Source organism: Actinotalea sp. (assembly GCF_035443605.1).
Lineage (GTDB): Bacteria > Actinomycetota > Actinomycetes > Actinomycetales > Cellulomonadaceae > Actinotalea.
This window is the reverse complement of sequence record NZ_DAORSQ010000048.1, coordinates 1-19,959: the sequence shown is the minus strand read 5'-3', so window position 1 is coordinate 19,959 and position 19,959 is coordinate 1. Positions and strand designations below refer to the sequence as shown.

The following is a 19,959-nucleotide window of genomic DNA, read 5'->3' as shown; positions in this document are numbered from 1 at the left end:
GACTCGCGGTCGGCCAGCCGGTGGCCGAGCGGCAGCGCGACGTCGAGCGGCTCACGCAGCAGCGGCACCACGCGCACCGCCGGGTCCCAGGCGTGCCCGCGGTCCGGGCGGTGCGCGAGGACGACGTCGGCGTCCGCCGTCAGGGCCGGGAAGTCGCGCTGGGCGACGTCCTCGTCCGCCACCTGCAGCGTGATGCCCGGATCGGCGGCCAGCCGCGTGAGCAGTCCCGGTACGAGCATCTGGGCGCCGCTCTGGAACGCCGCGAGGCGCACCGTGCCCGTGGGCCGGGCGAGGAACGCGTCGCAGGCCGCCTCCGCGCGCCGCAGGGCCACGGCGACGTCCACCGCGCTGGCCGCCAGCGCCTCGCCGGCGGGCGTCAGCCGCAGCCCACGCCCCACGCGCTCGGTGAGCGGGACGCCCGCGACGCGCTGCAGCGCCTTGAGCTGCTGGGAGACGGCCGACGGCGTCAGGCGCAGCACCAGGGCGGCGGCGGTGACGCCGCCGCGGTCGTGCACGGCGCGCAGGGTCTCGAGGTGCAGCGGGTCCATGTCGTGACGCTACAGGGTTGGTGAAGGATCTTTCGCTGGTGCTGAAACCGCGTCGTCTCCCAGACTCGTGGGCATGCTCCCCCGTGACCGCGCCGTCGCCGTCGTCGTCGCGCTGGTCTGGGGTGCCAACTTCACCGCCATCCACCTCTCGCTCGAGCACTTCCCGCCGCTCTTCCTCGTGGCCCTGCGGTTCGCCCTCATCGCCGTGCCGACGGTGCTGCTCGTGCCGCGGCCCGCCGTGCGCACGCGCTGGCTGCTGGGCTACGGGCTCGGCTTCGGCGTGCTGCAGTTCGCCTTCCTCTACCTCGCGATGGCCCAGGGCATGCCGACGGGGCTCGCCTCCCTCGTGCTGCAGGCCTCGGCACCGTTCACCGTGCTGCTCGGTGCGGCCCTGCTGCGCGAGCGGCTCACCGGGCGTCAGGTGCTCGGCACGGGCCTGGCAGTGGTGGGGCTGACCGGGATCGCCGTGCACCGCGCGGGGCTCGGGGGCGGCGCTGCCCTGCTGCCCGTGGTGCTGACGCTGTGCGGCGGGCTGGGCTGGGCGCTGGGCAACCTCAGCTCCCGCCAGGCCGCGCCGGACAGCCCGCTGCGCCTGACCCTGTGGATGGCGGCCGTCCCGCCGCTGCCGATGCTCGGCCTCGCGCTGCTCCTCGACGGGCCTGCGGCGATCGGCACCTCGTTGACCACCCTCGGCACGCCGCGGGCCACTCTCGCGCTCGCCGGCCTCGCCTACACCGTGCTCGTCGCGACGGTGCTCGGCTCGGGGCTGTGGACCACGCTGCTCGCGCGCTACCCGTCGAGCACGGTGGCGCCGTTCTCCATGCTCGTCCCGGTCGCGGGGTTCGCGACCTCCTGGCTCGTGCTGCGCGAGCGGCCGGCGAGCATCGAGCTCGCCCTCGGGGCGCTGGTCGTCGGTGGGGTGCTGCTCGGCAGCCTGCGGCCCGTGCCGGCGCGCCCGCCCTCAGGCCAGCGTGACGACCAGGGCGGTGGCGATGGCGGCCACACCCTCGCCCCGACCCGTGAGCCCGAGCCCGTCGGTGGTGGTGGCCGAGACTGACACCGGCGCACCGCACGCGGCGGACAGCGCGGCCTGGGCCGCGGCCCTGCGCGCACCGATCCTCGGGCGCACCCCGATGACCTGCACCGCGACGTTGCCGATGGTGAACCCCGCGGACCGCACGCGGTGCGCGGCCTCGGCGAGGAGCACGGCCCCCGACGCCCCAGCCCACTGCGGCTCCGCGGTGCCGAAGTTCGAGCCCAGGTCGCCCAGCCCGGCGGCCGACAGCAGCGCGTCCGCCGCGGCGTGCGCCGCGACATCGGCGTCGGAGTGGCCCACGAGGCCCACCTCGCCCGGCCAGTGCAGCCCCGCGAGCCACATCGGCCGGCCAGAGCCCGGTGCGGCGAACGCGTGCACGTCCACCCCGATCCCCGTGCGGGGCAGCCCGCGCAGGCCGCTCATCGGCCACCGTCCGGCGGCTCGGGGGCGAGCAGGGCATGGGCCACCGCGAGGTCGCGCGCCGTGGTGATCTTCATGGCGTCCTCGTGGCCGTCGACCACCCAGACGTCCAGGCCGAGCGCCTCGACCAGGGCGGCGTCGTCGGTCGCGGCGGTCGCCTCGTCACCGGCCCGTGCGGCCCCGGCGCCATGGGCGCGGGCGAGGACGTCGAGCGTGAACCCCTGGGGGGTCTGCACGGCGCGCAGCGCACGCCGGTCGGGTGTGCCCAGCACGCGCGCTGCGCCGTCGCGCGGCGCATCCACCTGCTTGACCGTGTCGGTCACCGGCAGCCCGGGGACCACGGCGCCGTGCCCCGCCCGGACGGCGGCGACGACGCGGCGCACCACGTCGGCGGGGACCTGCGGCCGGGCGGCGTCGTGCACGAGCACCACGAGCCCCGGGCCGGCGCCCGGCAGGGCAGCGACCACGGCCAGCCCGGCCGCGACCGAGGCCTGCCGCGAGGCGCCGCCGACGACGACGTCCGCCGCGACGGGCGGCTCGGCGCGCGCCAGGGCATCCGCGACCTGGACCACGGCATCGCCCGGCGCCGTGACGACCAGGTGGTCCACGACGCCCGAGCCCAGCAGGGCGTGGGCGGCGCGCACGACGAGCGGCACCCCGCCGAGCTCGACGAGGGCCTTGGGCCCGCCGCCGCCCAGACGCTCGCCGCTGCCCGCGGCGGTGAGGATGGCGACGGCGCGCACGGTCGGTGGACGGCGCAGGTCAGCCGGCGCCCGTCAGGACGCCAGGACCTCGTCGAGGATGGCCTCGGCCTTCTCCTCCTCGGTGTGCTCCGCCAGGGCGAGCTCGGAGACGAGGATCTGCCGGGCCTTGGCCAGCATGCGCTTCTCGCCGGCGGAGAGCCCACGGTCGGCGTCGCGGCGCGACAGGTCGCGAACCACCTCGGCGACCTTGATGACGTCGCCGGAGGCGAGCTTCTCGAGGTTGGCCTTGTACCGGCGCGACCAGTTGGTCGGCTCCTCGGTGTACGGGGCGCGCAGGACGTCGAAGACCTTCTCGAGGCCCTCCTGCCCGACGACGTCACGCACGCCCACGAGGTCGACGTTCTCCGCCGGCACCTCGATGGTCAGGTCGCCCTGGGCGACCTTGAGCTTGAGGTACAGCTTCTCCTCGCCCCGGATGGTGCGGACCTTGATCTCTTCGATGAGCGCTGCCCCGTGGTGCGGGTAGACAACGGTCTCGCCTACGGCAAAAGTCATGTGGAGGCGTCCCCTTTCGCGGGTGCCCATCTTACCATGCCCCCACGCGCCCCTGACCTGCGCCGGGATGCGTTTGCGCAGGTCAGGGGCGCCACCTCCCGCACGGCCGTGCGGGGCACTAGGCTGGCGCCGCACTGCGTGCCCCTCCTCGCCGCGACCCGGGAGCCTCCGTGACCAGCCTGCGCCACCCCCGCCACCTCGCGGTGGCCGCCCTCGGACTGTCCCTGGCACTGACCGGGTGCTCCGCGACCAACGAGATCACCACGTCCGTCCCCTACGACCCGTCGGACGGGCTGGGCCTCGTGATCGGCGACGTCGAGCTGGCCAACGTGCTGGTGCTCAGCGTCGCCGAGGGCGCCCCCGGCACGATCCTTGGCTCGGCGACCAACCGCGGCCCCAGCCCGGTGGAGCTGACCATCGGCCTGGGCGACGGCGCGGACACCACGATCGCGCTCGACGGCGGCGCCACCGTCCGGCTCGGCCCGCGGGACGAGCCGGTCGACCTCGAGGCCGTCCCGGCGCCGCCCGGCGCCATGGTGACGGTGCACATCGACTCCGACGCGGGTGGCGCCACGACGCTCGACGTCCCGGTGCTCGACGGCACGCTCCCGGAGTACGCGGACCTCGTCCCGGCGGCCGACGGCGCCTGAGACCGGCCGACCCGGTCCGGTCGCGACCGGACCCGACCGAGGCGCCCCGCGGCTCAGCCGAAGCGGCCGGAGATGTAGTCCTCGGTGCGCTGGTCGGCCGGGTCGGAGAAGATCTTCGACGTGAGGTCGAACTCCACGAGCAGCCCCGTCCGGTCCCCGGAGCCCTCGGCCGCCTGGGCCGTGAAGAACGCCGTCCGGTCCGCCACCCGCGCGGCCTGCTGCATGTTGTGGGTGACGATGATGATCGTGTAGTCCTCGGACAGCTCGATCATGAGGTCCTCGATGCGCGCCGTGGCGATCGGGTCCAGGGCGGAGCACGGCTCGTCCATGAGGATGACCTCGGGCTCCACCGCGATGGTGCGCGCGATGCAGAGCCGCTGCTGCTGGCCGCCGGACAGCCCGTACGCCGACTGCTTGAGCTTGTCCTTCACCTCGTCCCACAGCGCAGCGCCGCGCAGCGACTGCTCGACGAGGTCGTCCATCGACTCGACCTTCATGCCGGTGACCTTGGGGCCGTAGGCGACGTTGTCGTAGATCGACTTCGGGAACGGGTTGGGCTTCTGGAAGACCATCCCGAGCCGCCGACGTACCTCGATCGGGTCGACGTCCTTGGCGTAGATGTCCTGCCCGTGGTACGTGATCGAGCCCTCGACGCGCGCGCCGATGATGAGGTCGTTCATCCGGTTGAGGCTGCGCAGCACGGTGGACTTGCCGCAGCCGGATGGCCCGATGAGCGCCGTGATCTCGTTGCGACCGAAGGGCAGCGTCACGCCGCTGACGGCACGGAAGGCGCCGTAGAAGATGTCGACGTCGGTCATCTCGATGACCGGGGTCGCGGCCGGAAGGGTGCGCGTGGCGCGGCCGGTCGGGTCGGTGGTGAGCCGGACCGGGGCGGTCGACGTCGGGCTGTCGCTCATGGGCTGTCCTGGGGTCGGGGCGCCGGGCGCGTTGAGGTCGGAGATCGGGGTGGTCACGGGATCACCAGCGCTTCTGGTAGCGGTTGCGGATCGCGATCGCGACCGCGTTCATCATGAGCAGCATGCCGAGCAGCACGATGATCGCCGCGGAGGCGAGGGTCTGGAACTCCGGCTGTGCGCGACCGGCCCAGTTGAAGATCTGGATCGGCAGCGTGGTGAACCCCGAGAGCACGCCGTCTGGGTCGTACGTGATGAACACGACCGCGCCCAGCATGAGCAGGGGCGCGGCCTCGCCGAGCGCACGGGACAGCGACAGGATGGTGCCCGTCGCGATGCCGGGGATCGCCGAGGGCAGCGTCTGGTACCAGACGGTCTTCAGCGGCGTGGCCCCCAGCGCGAGCGAGCCCTGCCGGATCTCCGACGGGACGGCCCGCAGGGCCTCTCGCGTCGAGATGATGATGACCGGCAGGATGAGCAGCGCCAGGGCGATGCCGCCGGCGAGCACCACGCCGCGCCGCAGCCCGATGGACAGCGCCAGGCCCGCGGTGAGCATGCCGTAGAGGATCGCCGGGACGGCCGCGAGGTTCTGCAGGTTGACCTCGACGAGCTTGTTGTACCAGCGGCGCGGGTCGGCGAACTCCTCGAGGTACACGGCCGCGGCCAGGCCCAGCGGGATGGCGAGGAGTGCCGTGGTGCCGATCACCCAGAACGACCCCAGGATCGCGGCCCGTGCACCGGCGGTCTCGGGGTGCAGCTCCGAGGCGTACTGCGTGAAGAGGTTGGCGTCCAGCCGGGGCAGGCCCTGGATGAACGACGTGACGAGCAGGGCGAGCAGCGCCGAGATCGCGAACGCGAGGGCTGCCCAGAGCGCGACGAGGAAGCCGATCGACGCCGGGCTGCTGTCGGAGTGCTGCTGGGCGCGCAGCGGGCGCGCGACGGCGCTGCTGGCGAGTGCCCCGATGGTGGCCATCAGTACGCCTCTCGGAACTTGCGGACCAGCCGGATGCTGATGATGTTGATGACGAGGGTGAGCAGGAAGAGCAGCAGGCCGACGGCGTAGAGCGAGTCGTAGCCGATGGTGCCCGGGGTGCTCTCGCCCGTCGCCGTCTGAGCGATGTAGCCGGTCATCGTCTGGCCCAGCTCGGTGGGGCTCGCCACCATGCGCGGCTGGGTCCCCGCGGCGAGGGCCACGATCATCGTCTCGCCGACGGCGCGGGACAGGCCCAGCACGATCGAGGCCGCGATGCCGGAGATGGCCGCGGGGAAGACGACGCGCAGCGTGGTGCGCATGCGGTTGGCGCCCAGGGCCAACGACCCCTGGCGCAGCGCGTTGGGCACGGCGCTCATCGCGTCCTCCGACAGCGAGGCGACCGTGGGGATGATCATGATGCCGAGCGCGATGCCCGCGGCGAGGACGCTGAAGGTGCCGACCTCGATGCTGAGGATCTGCTGGAGCACCACCGGGGCGATGAAGGTCAGGGCGAAGAAGCCGTAGACCACCGAGGGGATGCCCGCCAGGAGCTCGAGCACCGGCTTGAGCACCTTGCGCACACCGCTCGGGGCGTACTCGGACAGGTACACCGCCGCGCCGAGGCCGAACGGGATGGCGATCGCCAGGGAGATGACGGTGGTCCACAGGGTGCCGGTGACCAGCGGCAGGACGCCGTAGGCCTCCTGGTTCTCGAACCGGGGCGCCCACTTGGTGCCCGTGAGGAACTCCACGACGCTGACCGTCTGGAAGAACTCCAGTGCGGGCACGACGAGCGCGACGACGATCCCGACGGTGACGAGCACCGAGAGGAGGGCCGCGCCGGCCAGGCCGGTCAGCGCCAGCCGCTCGCCGTACCGCGGGGACTGACGGCTCAGGGACGTGGGCCGCGGGGGGCGGCCCGCACGGGGCCCCGCCGCTCCGCCGACGGCGGAGGACGAGGCCCCGTGCAGGGGTGAGGTGCTCACCAGGTGTGACCTTCCGTCGAGCTCTGGGTCAGCCGATGGCCTCGACGGCGGCGACGAGCGCGGCCGACGCCTCGTCGTTCAGCGGGATGTACGCGGCGGCCTCGGCGATGTCGGCGTCGTTGGCAGCGTAGAACTTCACGAACTCCGCGACGTGCGCCTTCTCGGCGAACGAGGTGTTGTTGACGTAGATGAAGAGCGGGCGGGCCAGCGGCGCGTAGCTGCCGTCGGCCGCCGTCTCGGCGTTCGGGGCGACGCAGCCGGCGCCGTTGTCGATCTCGACGGCGCGCAGCGCCTCGGCGTTCTCCTCGAAGTAGGTGAACCCGAAGTAGCCGAGCGCGTTGGCCGAGCCGGACACGCCCTGGACCAGGACGTTGTCGTCCTCCGAGGCGTTGTAGTCGGTGCGGCTGGCACCCTCCTCACCGTTGATCTCGTCGGTGAAGTAGTCGAAGGTGCCCGAGTCCGTGCCGGGGCCGTAGAGCTCGATCGGCTCGGCGGGGAACGACGGGTCGACCTGGTCCCACGTCATGACCGTGCCCTCGGCGTCCGGGCCCCAGAGGGTCGCGAGCTGCTCGACGGACAGGCACTGGATGAAGTCGTTCTCGGCGGAGACCACGACGGTCAGCGCGTCCGTCGCGACGGTGAGCTCGGTGAACTCGATCCCGGCGTCGGCGCAGAGCTGCGCCTCCTCGTCCTTGATCGGGCGCGAGGCGTTGGAGATGTCCGTCTGGTCCTGGCAGAAGACCTCGAAGCCGCCGCCCGTGCCGGACGTGCCGACCGAGACGTTGACGCCGGACTCGACCTCGCGGAACAGCTCCCCGGCGGCCGAGGTGAGCGGGCCGACGGTCGACGAGCCGTCGGCGATGACCTCGCCGGAGAGCGCGGAGCCCTCGGCGGCGCCGCCGGAGCCGGACTCGGTCTCGTTGGCCCCGCCACAGGCGGTCAGCGCGAGCAGGAGGAGCGCGGCCGGGGCGGCGGCGCGGTAGATGGTGCGGTTCACGTGTGTGTGCCTCTCGAAGTGCCCGGTCGGGCTCGATCCGTTGACAGCGCTGACGCTAGGCAGTCGCCGTGAACCGATGCCCGCCACCGGATGAACGCACGGTGAACTCCACGGGGCGCTTGCGGGCGGGACCGCGGCGCTAGTCGTCGGACACCTTGTAGCCGAGACCGCGCACCGTGAGCAGGCGCACCGGGTTCGCCGGGTCCGCCTCGATCTTGGCCCGCACGCGCTTGACGTGGACGTCGAGGGTCTTGGTGTCCCCGACGTAGTCCGATCCCCAGACCCGGTCGATGAGCTGGCCCCGGGTCAGCACCCGGCCGGCGTTGCGCAGCAGCACCTCGAGCAGCTCGAACTCCTTGAGCGGGAACGCGGTCGCGACGCCGTCGACCTCGACTGTGTGGCGCTCCGGGTCCAGGCGCAGCCCGCCGACCTCGATGACCTGCTCGTCGACGGGCAGGGCCTCGCCCTGCCGGCGCAGCACTGCCCGGATCCGCGCGATGAGCTCGCGCGAGGAGTACGGCTTGGTCACGTAGTCGTCGGCGCCCAGCTCGAGCCCCACCACCTTGTCGATCTCGCCGTCCTTGGCGGTCAGCATGATCACCGGGACGGTCCCGCGCACGCGCAGCTGGCGGCAGACCTCGGTGCCGCTCATGCCGGGGAGCATGAGGTCGAGCAGGACGAGGTCGGCACCACCGCGGTCGTACTCCTCGATCGCGCCCGGGCCGGTCGCCGCGACCGAGACCTCGAAGCCCTCCTTGCGCAGCAGGTAGGCGAGGGGGTCGCGGTAGGACTCCTCGTCCTCGACCACGAGGATGCGGGTCATCGATCGGCTCCTTCGGCAGGGGGCGCGCTGGGCTGCGCGCCATCGGTGCTGGACCCGGGAGGCGACCCGGGGGTGTCGGGGACGGGACGGACCGTGGGCAGCCGGACGGTGAACGTCGACCCGCGACCGGGCTCCGACCACACGGTGACCTCGCCGCCATGGTCGGCCGCGACGTGCTTGACGATGCTCAGGCCCAGGCCGGTGCCGCCGGTGTCGCGCGAGCGCGCCGGGTCGACCCGGTAGAACCGCTCGAACAGCCGCGGCTGCTCGGCAGCCGGGATGCCGATCCCCTGGTCGACGACGGCGATCTCCACCACCCCCGCCTCCTCGCGGATCGCGGTGCCGACCCCGATGCGGGTGCCCGACTCGGAGTACGCCACGGCGTTGTCCAGCAGGTTGCGCACCGCCGTGACGAGCATGTCGTGGTCGCCCCAGACCACGGCGCCAGCGTCCCCACCCACCTCGAGCTCGATCCCCTGGGCCGTGGCGGCCGTGCGCGCGCGGTCGACGGCCTCGTGCACCACGGCGTCCACCTCGACGGTGCTCGGCGCGCGCAGCGGGTCGGCGACCTGGAGCCGGGACAGCTCGATGATCTCCTGGACCAGCGTGGTCAGGCGGGCGGTCTCCGTCTGCATCCGGCCGGCGAAGCGACGCACCACCTCCGGGTCGTCCGCCGCCTGCTCGACCGTCTCGGCCAGCAGCGACAGCGCCCCGACCGGGGTCTTGAGCTCGTGCGACACGTTCACCACGAAGTCCCGCCGGACGGCCTCGACCCGACGCGACTCGGTGCGGTCCTCGGCGAGCAGCAGCAGGTGGTCCAGGCCCAGCGGGGCCGCCCGCAGCTGGAGCAGCAGCGTCGCGCCGCCGAACGGCCCCCGGGGCAGCTCGACGTCCGCGTCCCGGATCTCGCCGTCGCGGGCGACCTGCGTGAGCAGGTCCCGCACCGCGGTGTGCACCACCTGGTCGCCGCGCACCAGGCCGGCGGCGTGCGCCGCCGCGCTGGCGCGGACCACCTCGAGGTCGCGGCGCAGCACCACCGTCGCCGACCGCAGCACCGCGAGCACCTCGACGGCCCCGGAGTCGAGCTCCGCCTCTGGCTCCGGCGGCATCGCCCGCTGCTCGCGCTCGCTCACCTGGAACGCGAAGGCCGCCACGAGGCCGACGAGCAGCCCGATGAGGCCGGCTGCGAGCGCGGCGAGTCCGTCCATCACTCCTGCAGCGTACGGTTGAGCCCGGGGGTCGACCGACCAGGCGGCGCAACGTACCGCTGCCGTGCGGCGGATGTTCACCTGACCGTGGTGCCGCGTTCACCTGGCGCTGGGACGGTGGCTCGACCAGGACGAGAGGGACAGCATGCGGGACATCTTCACGGCCGAGCTCACTGCGCTCGGCGAGGACCTGGCGGCCATGAGCCGCCTGGTCGAGACGGCCGTCGCCTCGGCAGGGACGGCGCTGCTCACCGCGGACCTCGCCCTCGCCGAGAGCGTCATCGCCGACGACCACACCATCGACGCCATGGAGCGCGACCTCGACGAGCGCTGCGTGCTGCTCATCGCCCAGCAGCAACCGGTGGCGCGGGACCTGCGGGTCATCGTCTCCGGCCTGCGGATGAGCGCATCGCTCGAGCGGATGGGCGACCTCGCTCGTCACGTCGCAGAGCTGGCCCGGCTGCGCTACCCGGCGACGGCGCTGCCCGACGAGCTCGTCACGACGATCCGGAGCATGCACGAGGCGGCGGTCCGCGTCTCGCAGCAGGTGACGACCGTCATCGAGACGCGCGACCTCGAGCTCGCCGCAGCGATCGAGGAGGACGACGACCTCCTCGACGACCTGCACGCGAGCACGTTCGTCACGACGGCCACCGGCCGGCTCACCGCCCAGCAGGCGGTGGACATCACGCTGCTGGCGCGGTTCTACGAGCGGTTCGGGGACCACGCCGTCTCCATCGCCCGGCGCGTCGTCTACCTGGTCACCGGCGACTTCGCCGACGACCGCGGCGAGATGCTCTGACCGCTGCCCCGGCAGCACGACGGCCCGCACGCACGACGGCCCGCCACCCCGCGACGGGTGACGGGCCGTCGTCGTCGGTTCAGCGGCCCTGGTTGGCCACGGCCTTGATCGCCTCGGCTGCCGCCTCCGGGTCGAGGTACGTGCCACCCTTCGTCACGGGCTTGAGGGTGACCTCGTCCAGCTCGTAGTGCAGCGGGATGCCGGTCGGGATGTTGATCCCGGCGATGGTCTCGTCGTCGATGTCGTCCAGGTACTTGACGATCGCGCGCAGCGAGTTGCCGTGCGCCGCGACCAGGACGGTCTTGCCGGCCTGAAGGTCGGGGACGATGTCGCTGGTCCAGTACGGCAGGGCCCGCTCGAGGACGTCCTTGAGGCACTCCGTGAGCACCACGGGGGCGTCGGCGTAGCGCGGGTCGGCGTCCTGCGAGAACTCCGAGCCCAGCTCGATGACCGGCGGCGGGGTGTCGTAGGAGCGGCGCCAGAGCATGAACTGCTCCTCGCCGTACTCGGCGAGCGTCTGCTTCTTGTCCTTGCCCTGCAGCGCTCCGTAGTGGCGCTCGTTGAGACGCCAGCTGCGCTTGACCGGGATCCAGTGCCGGTCGGCACCGTCCAGGGCGAGGTTCGCCGTGGTGATCGCGCGGCGCAGCAGGGAGGTGTGCACCACGTCGGGCAGCACGCCGGCGTCGGTGAGCAGGGTCCCGCCCCGCTTCGCCTCCTCGACGCCCTTCTCGGACAGGGCGACGTCCACCCAGCCGGTGAACAGGTTCTTCGCGTTCCACTCGCTCTCGCCGTGGCGGAGCAGCACAAGGGAGTAGGTCATGGGGCAATCCTGCCCCATCCGAGGACGGGACGGGCCGGGATCTAGGGCCCGGCGGGCCGACGCTGCGCCGCGAGGTCGTAGACCTTGAGCACGGCGCCGGCCGCGGCGTCCCAGCCCATCTGCTCGGCGTGCCGCCGCGCGCCCGCCCCGAGGACGGCACGGCGCGCGGGGTCCGCGAGCAGGTCACCCACGGCGCGGGCCCACAGCAGCGGGTCGTGGCCGCGCACCAGCTCGCCAGAGATCCCGTCGGCGACGACGGTGCGCAGGCCGCCCACGCCGGTCGCCACGACGGGTGTGCCGCACGCCTGCGCCTCGGCCGCCACCAGCCCGAAGGACTCGCTGCGCGAGGGCATCGCCACGAGGTCAGCGGCGCGGAACCACCGCGCGAGCTCCGCCCGGCCCACCGGGGGGCGGACCTGGACGCGGTCAGCAAGGCCGAGGCCGCGCGCCAGCTCGAGGAGCGCGGTGACCGCCGTCGGGCTGCCGCTCGGCCCGCCAAGGACCACGAGCAGCGGGACGCGCGCACCGGCGCCCTCCCGCGCCGCGCGGGCCGCGAGCTCGGCGAGCATCCGCACCAGGACGTCGGGCGCCTTGAGCGGCTGGACCCGCCCGGCGAACAGGACGACGTGCTCGTCCAGCGGCAGGTGCAGCGCCGTGCGCGCACGCGCCTGCGCCGCCGCCAGCGCGGTCGCGTCGAGCGCACCGTCCGGGGCGAAGAGGTCGAGGTCGACGCCGGGGGCGACGACGTGCACGCGGGCGGGGTCCGCGTCGTACAGCTCGACGAGGTCGGCGGCCTCCTCCGCGGTGCTGGCCACCAACGCGTCGGCCGCCGCGACCACCTGCTCCTCGCCGATGATGCGACCGTGCGGCTCGGGGGCGTCCCCCGGGCCGAGCGCGGCGTTCTTCACCTTGGCCATGGTGTGCATGGTGTGCACCAGCGGCACGTCCCAGCGGTCGGCGACGAGCCAGCCGACGTGCCCCGACAGCCAGTAGTGCGAGTGGACGACGTCGTACCAGCCCGGCGGCCTGGCCGCCTCGGCGTGCAGCACCCCGGCGGTGAACGCGCACAGCTGGCCCGGCAGGTCTGCCTTGTCCATGCCATGGAAGGGCCCCGCGGGCACGTGCCGCACGAGCACGCCCTCGCCGGTCTCGACGACGTCGGGCAGCGTCGAGGACGTGGCGCGCGTGAAGATCTCCACCGTCGCACCCTGGTCCGCGAGGGCCTGGGCGAGCTCGTTGACGTAGACGTTCATCCCGCCGGCGTCGCCGGTTCCCGGCTGGTCGAGCGGCGAGGTGTGCACGGACAGCATCGCGATGCGCGGTGCTGCGGTGCTCACCTTGGCCCTCCCGGTCGTCGGCCCACCAGTATCGGGCATCACCGGCGGGACGCCGCACCCGGACGGTGCGGGACGGCTACTTCTGGGCGTCGCCGGAGAAGTGGAACGCCGGGGCGGCGACCGGCGCCGCGCGGTGCGGCCAGCGCTCCGTGACGACCTTGCCGCGGGTGTAGAAGGTGATGCCCTCGGGCCCGTAGACGTGGCTCTCGCCGAACAGCGAGTCCTTCCAGCCACCGAAGGAGTGCCAGGCGACGGGTACCGGGATGGGCACGTTGACGCCGATCATGCCGACGTGCACGGAGCGACGGAAGGTCCGGGCCGCCTCGCCGGACGAGGTGAAGACGGCCGTGCCGTTGCCGTAGGGGTTGGCGTTGATGATCGCGATCGCCTCGTCCAGCCCGCCGACCCGCAGCACGTCGAGCACCGGGCCGAAGATCTCCTCGCGGTAGACCTCCTGGGTGACCGCCACGTGGTCGATGAGCGTGGGGCCGACGAAGAAGCCGTTCTCGTACCCCTCGACGACGTAGCCCCGGCCGTCGACGACGAGCGTCGCACCCTGCTCCTGCGCCGAGGTGATGATCCGCTCGATCCGCTCCTTGGCTGCCGGGGTGATCACCGGGCCCATGTCCGCGCCGGGCTGGTCGCCTGCGGTGACGCGGATGTCCTTGGCCCGGTGCGCGAGCTTCTCGACGAGGACCTCCGCGACGGACTCCTCGACGAGCACCACGGGCAGCGCCATGCAGCGCTCGCCCGCCGCGCCGTAGGCGGCGGCGACGAGGTGGTTGACGGCGTCGTCGAGGTCGGCGTCCGCGAGCACCACGCCGTGGTTCTTCGCACCGCCGAGGGCCTGGACCCGCTTGCCGTTGGCCGAGGCGGTGGCGTGGATGTAGCGGGCGACGGGGGTCGACCCGACGAAGGAGACCGCGGCGACGTCCGGGTGGTGCAGCAGGCCGTCCACCACGGTCTTGTCGCCCTGCAGCACGGTGAAGACGCCGTCCGGCAGCCCGGCGCGCTGCCACAGCTCCGCGAGGAAGAGCGATGCCGACGGGTCGCGCTCGGACGGCTTGAGGATGAAGGCGTTGCCCGTGGCGATCGCCACCGGGCTCATCCACAGCGGCACCATGACCGGGAAGTTGAACGGCGTGATGCCCACCACCACGCCGAGGGGCTCGCGCACCGAGTACACGTCGATGTCCGTGGCCGCCTGGTCGGAGAACGCACCCTGGAGCAGCTGCGGGACGCCGCAGGCGAACTCGACCACCTCCAGACCCCTGGCGATCTCGCCCCTGGCGTCCGAGACGACCTTGCCGTGCTCGCGGCTGACCAGCGCGGCCAGGGCGTCCGTGCTCTCCACGAGCAGCTCGCGGAACCGGAAGAGGACCGCGGCACGCTTGCCGACGGGCACCTGGGCCCACCGGGCGGACGCGGCCAGCGCGGACGCGACGCCGCGGTCGACGTCCGCCTGGGTGCCCAGACCGAGCCGGGCGATCACCTCACCGGTCGCGGGGTTGTACACCGGCTGGGCCCCCTCCCCGGAGGGCGTCACCGGCTGGCCGTCGATCCAGTGGCCGATGGTCATCGTGATCCCTCTCGAGCGTCCCCGTGCCGTCGGTCGACGGACGCCGACGACGATGCCTCGTTCCCGCCCGATCGTCAAGGCTTTGTCCGGACATTGATGTGGTCGGCCGTTCACCCACGAGGTAGCCTTGGCGCGTCCGACGCACCATCGTGCGGCGGGGCAGGCTGCGGGCGGTCCGCCGCCGACAGACCGCCGAGGAGGAGACCGCCGTGACGCACCCGTTGCGCATCGACCTCGACCGGGGCAGCTCCGTCCCGCTCTACCACCAGGTCGCGCAGTCGATCGAGGCCGCGATCGCCGACGGACGGCTCCCGCCGGGAGACCTCCTCGAGAGCGAGGTCGCGATGGCAGCGCGCCTCGGGATCTCCCGGCCCACCGCACGCCAGGCGCTGCGCGAGCTGGTCGACCGCGGACGCCTCGTGCGCCGACGCGGGGCCGGGACGCACGTGGCACCCGCGCGCATCCGCCGCCCGGTGGACCTGACGAGCCTCTACGACGACCTGGCCTCGAGCGGCAGGCTGCCCACGACCGTCGTGCTCGACCACGCGGACGTCCCGGCGACGCCGGACGTCGCCGACGCGCTGGACCTCACCGACGGCACCGAGGTGCTCCGCCTGCGTCGCCTGCGCCTGTCCGGCGGCGAGCCCCTTGCCGTGATGACGAACTACCTCCCGCTCGCTCTCGCGCCGAGTCGCGAGGAGCTCGAGGTGCGCGGGCTGTACGACTGCCTGCGCGCCAGGGGCGTCCGGCCCCGGGTCGCACGGCAGCGGATCGGCGCGCGCAACGCCCGGGCCGCCGAGGCCCGGATGCTCGAGGAACCCGCCCGTGCCGCACTGCTGACCATGGAGCGGACGGCGTTCGACGAGGCCGGCACGGCCGTGGAGTTCGGTCAGCACATCTACCGCGCGTCGCGCTACTCGTTCGAGACGACGCTGTTCGCGCACTGAGCCGCCGGCACGGGCCGGCTCAGGCGGGCACGACGCAGGCCGGCGTCGGGACCGCGAGCACCGCGGCGCCGGCGCCGCCCGCGGGCGACGCCGGCGCCGGGTACGCCGTCACGGTGCCGCCGCCCTGGGCGCCGACGACGAGCCGGCCGCCCACCAGCGCCATGTGCCGCGGCCACGCCCCCACCGGCGTGTCCCCCCGGTGCACGAGGCGCCCGTCCCGCACGCCGAACCGCGCGACGACGTCGGGCCCGCGCACGCTCACCAGCAGGTCCTCGCCGTCCTCCAGCACGTGGGCCGCGAGCGACGGCCCCTCGTGCGGGCCGCACACTGGCGCCACGTCGACCTCGTGCGCCGAGGCGGTGGCGGGGTCCCAGCGCAGCAGGTGGAGCGTGCCGCTCAGCTCGCCGACCACCACGAGGTGCTCCCCCAGCACGAGGCCATGGCGGGGGCCCGTGCCGGGGGGCAGCCGCGCCGCGACGCCGTCCACCGTCAGCCGCCCGTCCGGACCCACGAGGTAGCGCCGCACCTCGTCGGTGCCGAGGTCGATCGCCAGCAGCACCCGCCCGCCCGGGGCGAGCAGCGTCGAGTGGACGTGCGGGCCCTCCTGGCGCTCGGCGTGCGGGCCCCGGCCGGAGTGCTCGAAGACCTGCGCCACCCCGCCCGCGACCCGCAGCCCGTCCTCGGCCGGCTCGAGCTGCAGCACGGCGAGCGAGCCGGAGGAGTAGTTCGCCACGTAGAGCGCACGCTCGTCCGGGTGCAGCAGCAGGTGGCACGGGTGCACCCCGCCGCTGGCCACGCGCTCGCGCTGCGCCAGGGCGCCGTCGGGCGCAACGGCGAACCGCGTCACGCTGCCCGGGCTGGTCTCGCCCGCCGCGAAGAGCGTGCGGCCGTCGGCGCTCACCGCGAGGAACGACGGCGCCGGGGTGGCCGCGGCGAGGTGCCCGGTCAGCCCGGCATCGGTCAGCTCCGCCCGCCAGACACCCTCGCCGGTCCCGGCCGGGGCGTCGGGGCCGTCGGCCGGGTAGGTGCCGATCCACAGGGCAGCGCGCGCGATCACCGGGTCACCGTACGCCGGTGGCCGCCGCGAGGAGGTTCAGCGGCGGCCACCGGCGGCGTCGGTCAGCGCGTGCCGGCCCGCCGCTTGTTGATGAGGTCGAACGCCACGGCGAGGATCAGCACGAGGCCCTTGACCACGGACTGCCACGCCGGGTCGACCCGCATGATCGACAGGCCCATGTTGAGCACGCCCATGATGAGCGCACCCACGATGACGCCCGACACCTTGCCGATGCCGCCGGTCACGGCCGTGCCACCGATGAAGCACGCTGCGATGGCGTCGAGCTCGTACATCGTCCCCGCGTTGGCCGTGGCGGCACCGGCCTTCGAGGTCGTCACCACGCCGGCGACCCCCGCGAGCGCACCGATGTTGACGAAGATCCAGAAGTTCATCGTCTTCGTGTTGACGCCGGACAGGATCGCCGCGAGCAGGTTGCCGCCCATCGCGTAGACGTTGCGACCGAAGACCGTCCGGTTCATGACGAACGAGTAGGCGACGATGAGCACACCCACGATGAGCAGCACGATCGGGGTGCCGCCACGGCTGCCAGCGAGCACCCAGGCGAAGTACCCGACCAGCAGGGTGAACACCGCGAGCTTGACGACCGTCGCGCCGAGGGGCTCGACCTGGAGGTCGTGCTTGCGCCGGGCGCGCCGGGCGCGGAGCTGGGAGACGACCAGCGCCGCGATCGTCAGCCCGCCGAGCAGCAGGGTGACCATGTCCCGGTTGGCGACGTAGCCCAGGACGTTGGGGACCGAGCCGTTGGAGATCGCCACGAACCCGGGTTCGAAGCCCGCGACCGTGACGCCCACGAGGAGGATCGCCGCGCCGCGGAACGCGAGCCAGCCGCCGAGCGTGACGATGAACGCCGGGATGCCGACGTACGCCACCCAGAAGCCCTGCCAGGCACCGGCCAGCGCGCCGAGCGCCACGCCGAGGACCACCGCCAGCAGCCACGGCAGTCCCGCCTCCTTCATGAGCAGCGCCGTGGCGCCGCCGACGAAGGCCACGAGCGACCCGACCGACAGGTCGATGTGCCCGGCGATGATGACGATCACCATGCCGATGGCCAGGATCATGACGTAGGCGTTCTGCTGGATGAGGCTCGCCACGTTGTTGGAGAGCAGCAGCTTGCCGTCGGTCAGGACCTGGAAGAGCAGCACGATCACGAAGAGGGCGCCGACGATGCCGAACTGACGCACGTTCGCGCCGAGGCTCTGCCTGAGCGTTGTCACCGGGTCACTCCCTTGTCCGAGTCGCTGTCCATGGTCATGAAGCGCATGAGGGTCTCCTGGGTGGCCTCGGCCCGCGCGACCTCGCCGGTGACCCGGCCCTGGCTGATGGCGTAGATCCGGTCGCACATGCCGATGAGCTCCGGGAGCTCGGAGGAGATCATGACGATCGCCTTCCCGGCCTCGGCGAGGCGGTTGATGATCGTGTAGATCTCGTACTTCGCCCCGACGTCGATGCCGCGGGTGGGCTCGTCGAGCAGGAGCACGTCCGGGTCGGAGAAGACCCACTTGGACAGCACGACCTTCTGCTGGTTGCCACCCGAGAGGGTGCCGACGACCACGTCGACGGACGGGGCCTTGATGTTCATCTCGGCCCGGTACCGGCCCGCCACGAGCGCCTCGCCGCTGGCGTCCATGACGCCCCAGCGCGAGACCTTGCTCAGCGCGGACGCCGTGATGTTGCGCTTGATGTCGTCGATGAGGTTGAGCCCGTAGCGCTTGCGGTCCTCGGTCGCGTACGCGATGCCGGCGGCGATGGCGTCGCGCACCGAGTGCAGCTGCACCTCGACGCCGTCCTTGTAGAGCCGTCCGGTGATCGCGCTGCCGTAGGAGCGGCCGAACACGCTCATCGCGAGCTCGGTGCGCCCGGCCCCCATGAGCCCGGCGATCCCGACGACCTCACCGCGGCGCACCGTGAGGTTGGCGCGGTCGACGACCACCCGGTCGTGCTGGACCGGGTGGTGCACCGTCCACTCCTCGATCCGCAGCACCTCCTCGCCGACGTGCGGGGTGCGCTCGGGGAACCGGTGGTCCATCGAGCGGCCCACCATGGCGCGGATGAGGTCCTCCTCCGACGCCGGGGCGCTCGGGGTGTTGTCGATCGTCGTGATGGTCTGGCCGTCCCGCAGCACCGTGACCCGGTCGGCGATGGAGATGAGCTCGTTGAGCTTGTGGCTGATGATGATCGAGGTGATCCCCCGGTCGCGCAGGGCGCGGATGAGGTCGAGCAGGTGGGCGCTGTCCTCGTCGTTGAGCGCGGCCGTCGGCTCGTCCAGGATGAGAAGCCTGACGTCCTTGGCCAGGGCCTTGGCGATCTCGACGAGCTGCTGCTTGCCGACCCCGATGTCGTAGACCCTGGTGTCCGGCGGCTCGGTCAGACCGACCTGGGCGAGCAGCCGCGCCGCCTGGGCGTTGGTCTCACCCCAGTCGATGACGCCGCGGCGCGAGCGCTCGTTGCCGAGGAAGATGTTCTCCGCGATCGACAGGAACGGGCTCAGCGCGAGCTCCTGGTGGATGATGACGATCCCGCGGTGCTCGCTGTCGCGGATGCCGCGGAACGAGCAGGGCTCCCCCTCGAACGCGATCTCGCCCTCGTAGGACCCGTGCGGGTAGACGCCCGAGAGGACCTTCATGAGGGTCGACTTGCCCGCGCCGTTCTCGCCGCAGATCGCATGGATCTCGCCGGGACGCACCTCGATGGTCACGTCCTTGAGGGCGACGACCCCGGGGAACGTCTTGGTGATCGAGCGCATCTCGAGCACGGTGGCGCTCGGGGCTGCGGCCCCCGGAGCGGGGGCTGGGGGCAGGGGCTGGTCGGACACGGTCGGCTCGCTGTCTGCTCGGTCGGGCTCGGCAGGGTGGTGCCCGACCTGCCCGGTGGCTGACCACCGGGCAGGTCGGGCGGGCCGGGGCCGTCAGAGACCGAGGTCCTCTGCGGTGTAGAAGCCGGACTCGATGAGCGTGTCCTCGATGTTGTCAGCCGTCACGGAGACCGGCGGGATGAGGTAGGTGGGGACCACCTTGACGCCGTTGTCGTAGGTCTCGGTGTCGTTGACCTCGACCTCCTCGCCGTTGACGATCTGCTGGACCATCGTCGCGACCTGGGCTGCCAGGGTCCGGGTGTCCTTCCACACGGTCATGGACTGCTTGCCCGCGATGATGTTGAGCACGTTCGCCTGGTCGCCGTCCTGGCCGGTCAGGACCGGGTAGTCGTCGCCGGGCACGTAGCCGGCACCCTCGAGGGCCTGGGCGATCCCCAGCGCGAGCGAGTCGTTCGGGGAGAGCACCGCGTCGAGCGGTGCACCGGCCGCGTAGAACGAGTTGAGCCGGTTGGTCATCTCGTCCTGGGCGTCCTCCGAGCCCCAGCCCTGGATGCCGATGCTCTGCCAGTCGTCGTTGCTCGCCGGGGACTTGCCCGACGGGGTGGTCAGCTGACCGGCCTCGACGTACGGCAGCAGGATGTCCCATGCGCCGCTGAAGAAGAACTTGGCGTTGTTGTCGTCCGGCGAGCCGGCGAAGGGCTCGAGGGTGAACGGGCCGGCGCCGTCGGCGAGGCTCATCACGAGGGTGTTGGTCTCCGTCGCCTCGGCCG

General features: G+C 72.8%; 21 protein-coding genes. 4 read left to right on the top strand and 17 right to left on the bottom strand.

Annotated features, from left to right (window positions below; translation table 11 throughout):
• The coding region (locus tag PKY62_RS07185) for a LysR family transcriptional regulator (protein WP_324536024.1) at positions 1 to 548 on the bottom strand (548 nt) is incomplete at its 3' end.
• Between the two features lie 73 nt (positions 549 to 621).
• Here PKY62_RS07185 and PKY62_RS07180 point away from each other — a divergent pair.
• Entirely contained in the window at positions 622 to 1,605 is a 984-nt protein-coding gene (locus tag PKY62_RS07180; RefSeq protein ID WP_324536023.1) for an EamA family transporter, read from the top strand.
• Here PKY62_RS07180 and ispF read toward each other — a convergent pair.
• From ispF to PKY62_RS07165, 3 genes are read right to left on the bottom strand one after another with little or no spacing between them, the layout of a single operon-like run.
• Positions 1,510 to 2,007: a 2-C-methyl-D-erythritol 2,4-cyclodiphosphate synthase gene (gene ispF / locus PKY62_RS07175; protein WP_324536022.1), complete on the bottom strand. Its 498-nt coding sequence runs from the start codon at positions 2,005 to 2,007 to the stop codon at positions 1,510 to 1,512. The genes PKY62_RS07180 and ispF overlap by 96 nt on opposite strands.
• A complete protein-coding gene (gene ispD / locus PKY62_RS07170; protein ID WP_324536021.1) occupies positions 2,004 to 2,747 on the bottom strand; it encodes a 2-C-methyl-D-erythritol 4-phosphate cytidylyltransferase in 744 nt (247 codons plus the stop codon). Before ispD ends, ispF begins: the two co-directional genes overlap by 4 nt.
• Before the next feature lie 33 nt (positions 2,748 to 2,780).
• Positions 2,781 to 3,263: a CarD family transcriptional regulator gene (locus tag PKY62_RS07165; protein WP_324536020.1), complete on the bottom strand. Its 483-nt coding sequence runs from the start codon at positions 3,261 to 3,263 to the stop codon at positions 2,781 to 2,783.
• Between the two features lie 170 nt (positions 3,264 to 3,433).
• On the opposite strand from PKY62_RS07165, the gene PKY62_RS07160 reads away from it, so the two are divergent.
• Positions 3,434 to 3,913, top strand: coding sequence for a hypothetical protein (locus PKY62_RS07160; protein WP_324536019.1), 480 nt, complete (start codon positions 3,434 to 3,436; stop codon positions 3,911 to 3,913).
• A 53-nt stretch (positions 3,914 to 3,966) separates the two neighbouring features.
• Here PKY62_RS07160 and pstB read toward each other — a convergent pair whose 3' ends face one another.
• The 6 genes from pstB to PKY62_RS07130 form a co-directional block, all read right to left on the bottom strand.
• Positions 3,967 to 4,731, bottom strand: coding sequence for a phosphate ABC transporter ATP-binding protein PstB (pstB, locus tag PKY62_RS07155; protein ID WP_324536027.1), 765 nt, complete (start codon positions 4,729 to 4,731; stop codon positions 3,967 to 3,969).
• Positions 4,732 to 4,891: 160 nt separating this feature from the next.
• Positions 4,892 to 5,800 carry a phosphate ABC transporter permease PstA gene (gene pstA, locus PKY62_RS07150; protein WP_324536018.1) on the bottom strand — a complete coding sequence of 303 codons (909 nt, stop codon included), beginning with the start codon at positions 5,798 to 5,800 and terminating at the stop codon, positions 4,892 to 4,894.
• On the bottom strand, positions 5,800 to 6,786 hold the full coding sequence (gene pstC / locus PKY62_RS07145) for a phosphate ABC transporter permease subunit PstC (protein ID WP_324536017.1): 987 nt from the start codon (positions 6,784 to 6,786) through the stop codon (positions 5,800 to 5,802). The genes pstA and pstC overlap by 1 nt, the downstream gene beginning before the upstream one ends.
• A gap of 28 nt (positions 6,787 to 6,814) precedes the next feature.
• Entirely contained in the window at positions 6,815 to 7,783 is a 969-nt protein-coding gene (locus tag PKY62_RS07140; protein WP_324536016.1) for a PstS family phosphate ABC transporter substrate-binding protein, read from the bottom strand.
• Between the two features lie 139 nt (positions 7,784 to 7,922).
• Positions 7,923 to 8,606 (bottom strand): response regulator, encoded by a 684-nt coding sequence (locus tag PKY62_RS07135; protein WP_324536015.1) that lies wholly within the window; start codon positions 8,604 to 8,606, stop codon positions 7,923 to 7,925.
• Positions 8,603 to 9,814, bottom strand: coding sequence for a sensor histidine kinase (locus PKY62_RS07130; protein WP_324536014.1), 1,212 nt, complete (start codon positions 9,812 to 9,814; stop codon positions 8,603 to 8,605). Before PKY62_RS07130 ends, PKY62_RS07135 begins: the two co-directional genes overlap by 4 nt.
• A 145-nt stretch (positions 9,815 to 9,959) precedes the next feature.
• Between PKY62_RS07130 and phoU the strand changes: the two genes are divergently transcribed.
• On the top strand, positions 9,960 to 10,616 hold the full coding sequence (gene phoU, locus PKY62_RS07125; RefSeq protein ID WP_324536013.1) for a phosphate signaling complex protein PhoU: 657 nt from the start codon (positions 9,960 to 9,962) through the stop codon (positions 10,614 to 10,616).
• 79 nt (positions 10,617 to 10,695) lie between these two features.
• Here phoU and PKY62_RS07120 read toward each other — a convergent pair whose 3' ends face one another.
• The 3 genes from PKY62_RS07120 to PKY62_RS07110 are packed head-to-tail and all read right to left on the bottom strand — an operon-like array spanning position 10,696 to position 14,352.
• A complete protein-coding gene (locus PKY62_RS07120) occupies positions 10,696 to 11,436 on the bottom strand; it encodes a phosphoglyceromutase (RefSeq protein ID WP_324536012.1) in 741 nt (246 codons plus the stop codon).
• 41 nt (positions 11,437 to 11,477) lie between these two features.
• Positions 11,478 to 12,812 (bottom strand): D-inositol-3-phosphate glycosyltransferase, encoded by a 1,335-nt coding sequence (mshA, locus tag PKY62_RS07115; RefSeq protein WP_502875812.1) that lies wholly within the window; start codon positions 12,810 to 12,812, stop codon positions 11,478 to 11,480.
• A 37-nt stretch (positions 12,813 to 12,849) separates the two neighbouring features.
• Complete coding sequence (locus PKY62_RS07110) at positions 12,850 to 14,352, bottom strand: CoA-acylating methylmalonate-semialdehyde dehydrogenase (RefSeq protein ID WP_324536011.1); 1,503 nt, start codon at positions 14,350 to 14,352, stop codon at positions 12,850 to 12,852.
• Between the two features lie 209 nt (positions 14,353 to 14,561).
• On the opposite strand from PKY62_RS07110, the gene PKY62_RS07105 reads away from it, so the two are divergent.
• Positions 14,562 to 15,299 (top strand): GntR family transcriptional regulator, encoded by a 738-nt coding sequence (locus PKY62_RS07105; protein WP_324536010.1) that lies wholly within the window; start codon positions 14,562 to 14,564, stop codon positions 15,297 to 15,299.
• Between the two features lie 19 nt (positions 15,300 to 15,318).
• On the opposite strand, the gene PKY62_RS07100 is transcribed toward PKY62_RS07105, so the two are convergent.
• The 4 genes from PKY62_RS07100 to PKY62_RS07085 all read right to left on the bottom strand — a co-directional run.
• Positions 15,319 to 16,356, bottom strand: a complete 1,038-nt coding sequence (locus tag PKY62_RS07100) for a lactonase family protein (RefSeq protein WP_324536009.1) — start codon at positions 16,354 to 16,356, stop codon at positions 15,319 to 15,321.
• A 62-nt stretch (positions 16,357 to 16,418) separates the two neighbouring features.
• Entirely contained in the window at positions 16,419 to 17,591 is a 1,173-nt protein-coding gene (mmsB, locus tag PKY62_RS07095) for a multiple monosaccharide ABC transporter permease (RefSeq protein WP_324536008.1), read from the bottom strand.
• Entirely contained in the window at positions 17,588 to 19,120 is a 1,533-nt protein-coding gene (gene mmsA, locus PKY62_RS07090; protein WP_324536025.1) for a multiple monosaccharide ABC transporter ATP-binding protein, read from the bottom strand. Before mmsA ends, mmsB begins: the two co-directional genes overlap by 4 nt.
• A gap of 162 nt (positions 19,121 to 19,282) precedes the next feature.
• The coding region (locus tag PKY62_RS07085; RefSeq protein ID WP_324536007.1) for a substrate-binding domain-containing protein at positions 19,283 to 19,959 on the bottom strand (677 nt) is incomplete at its 5' end.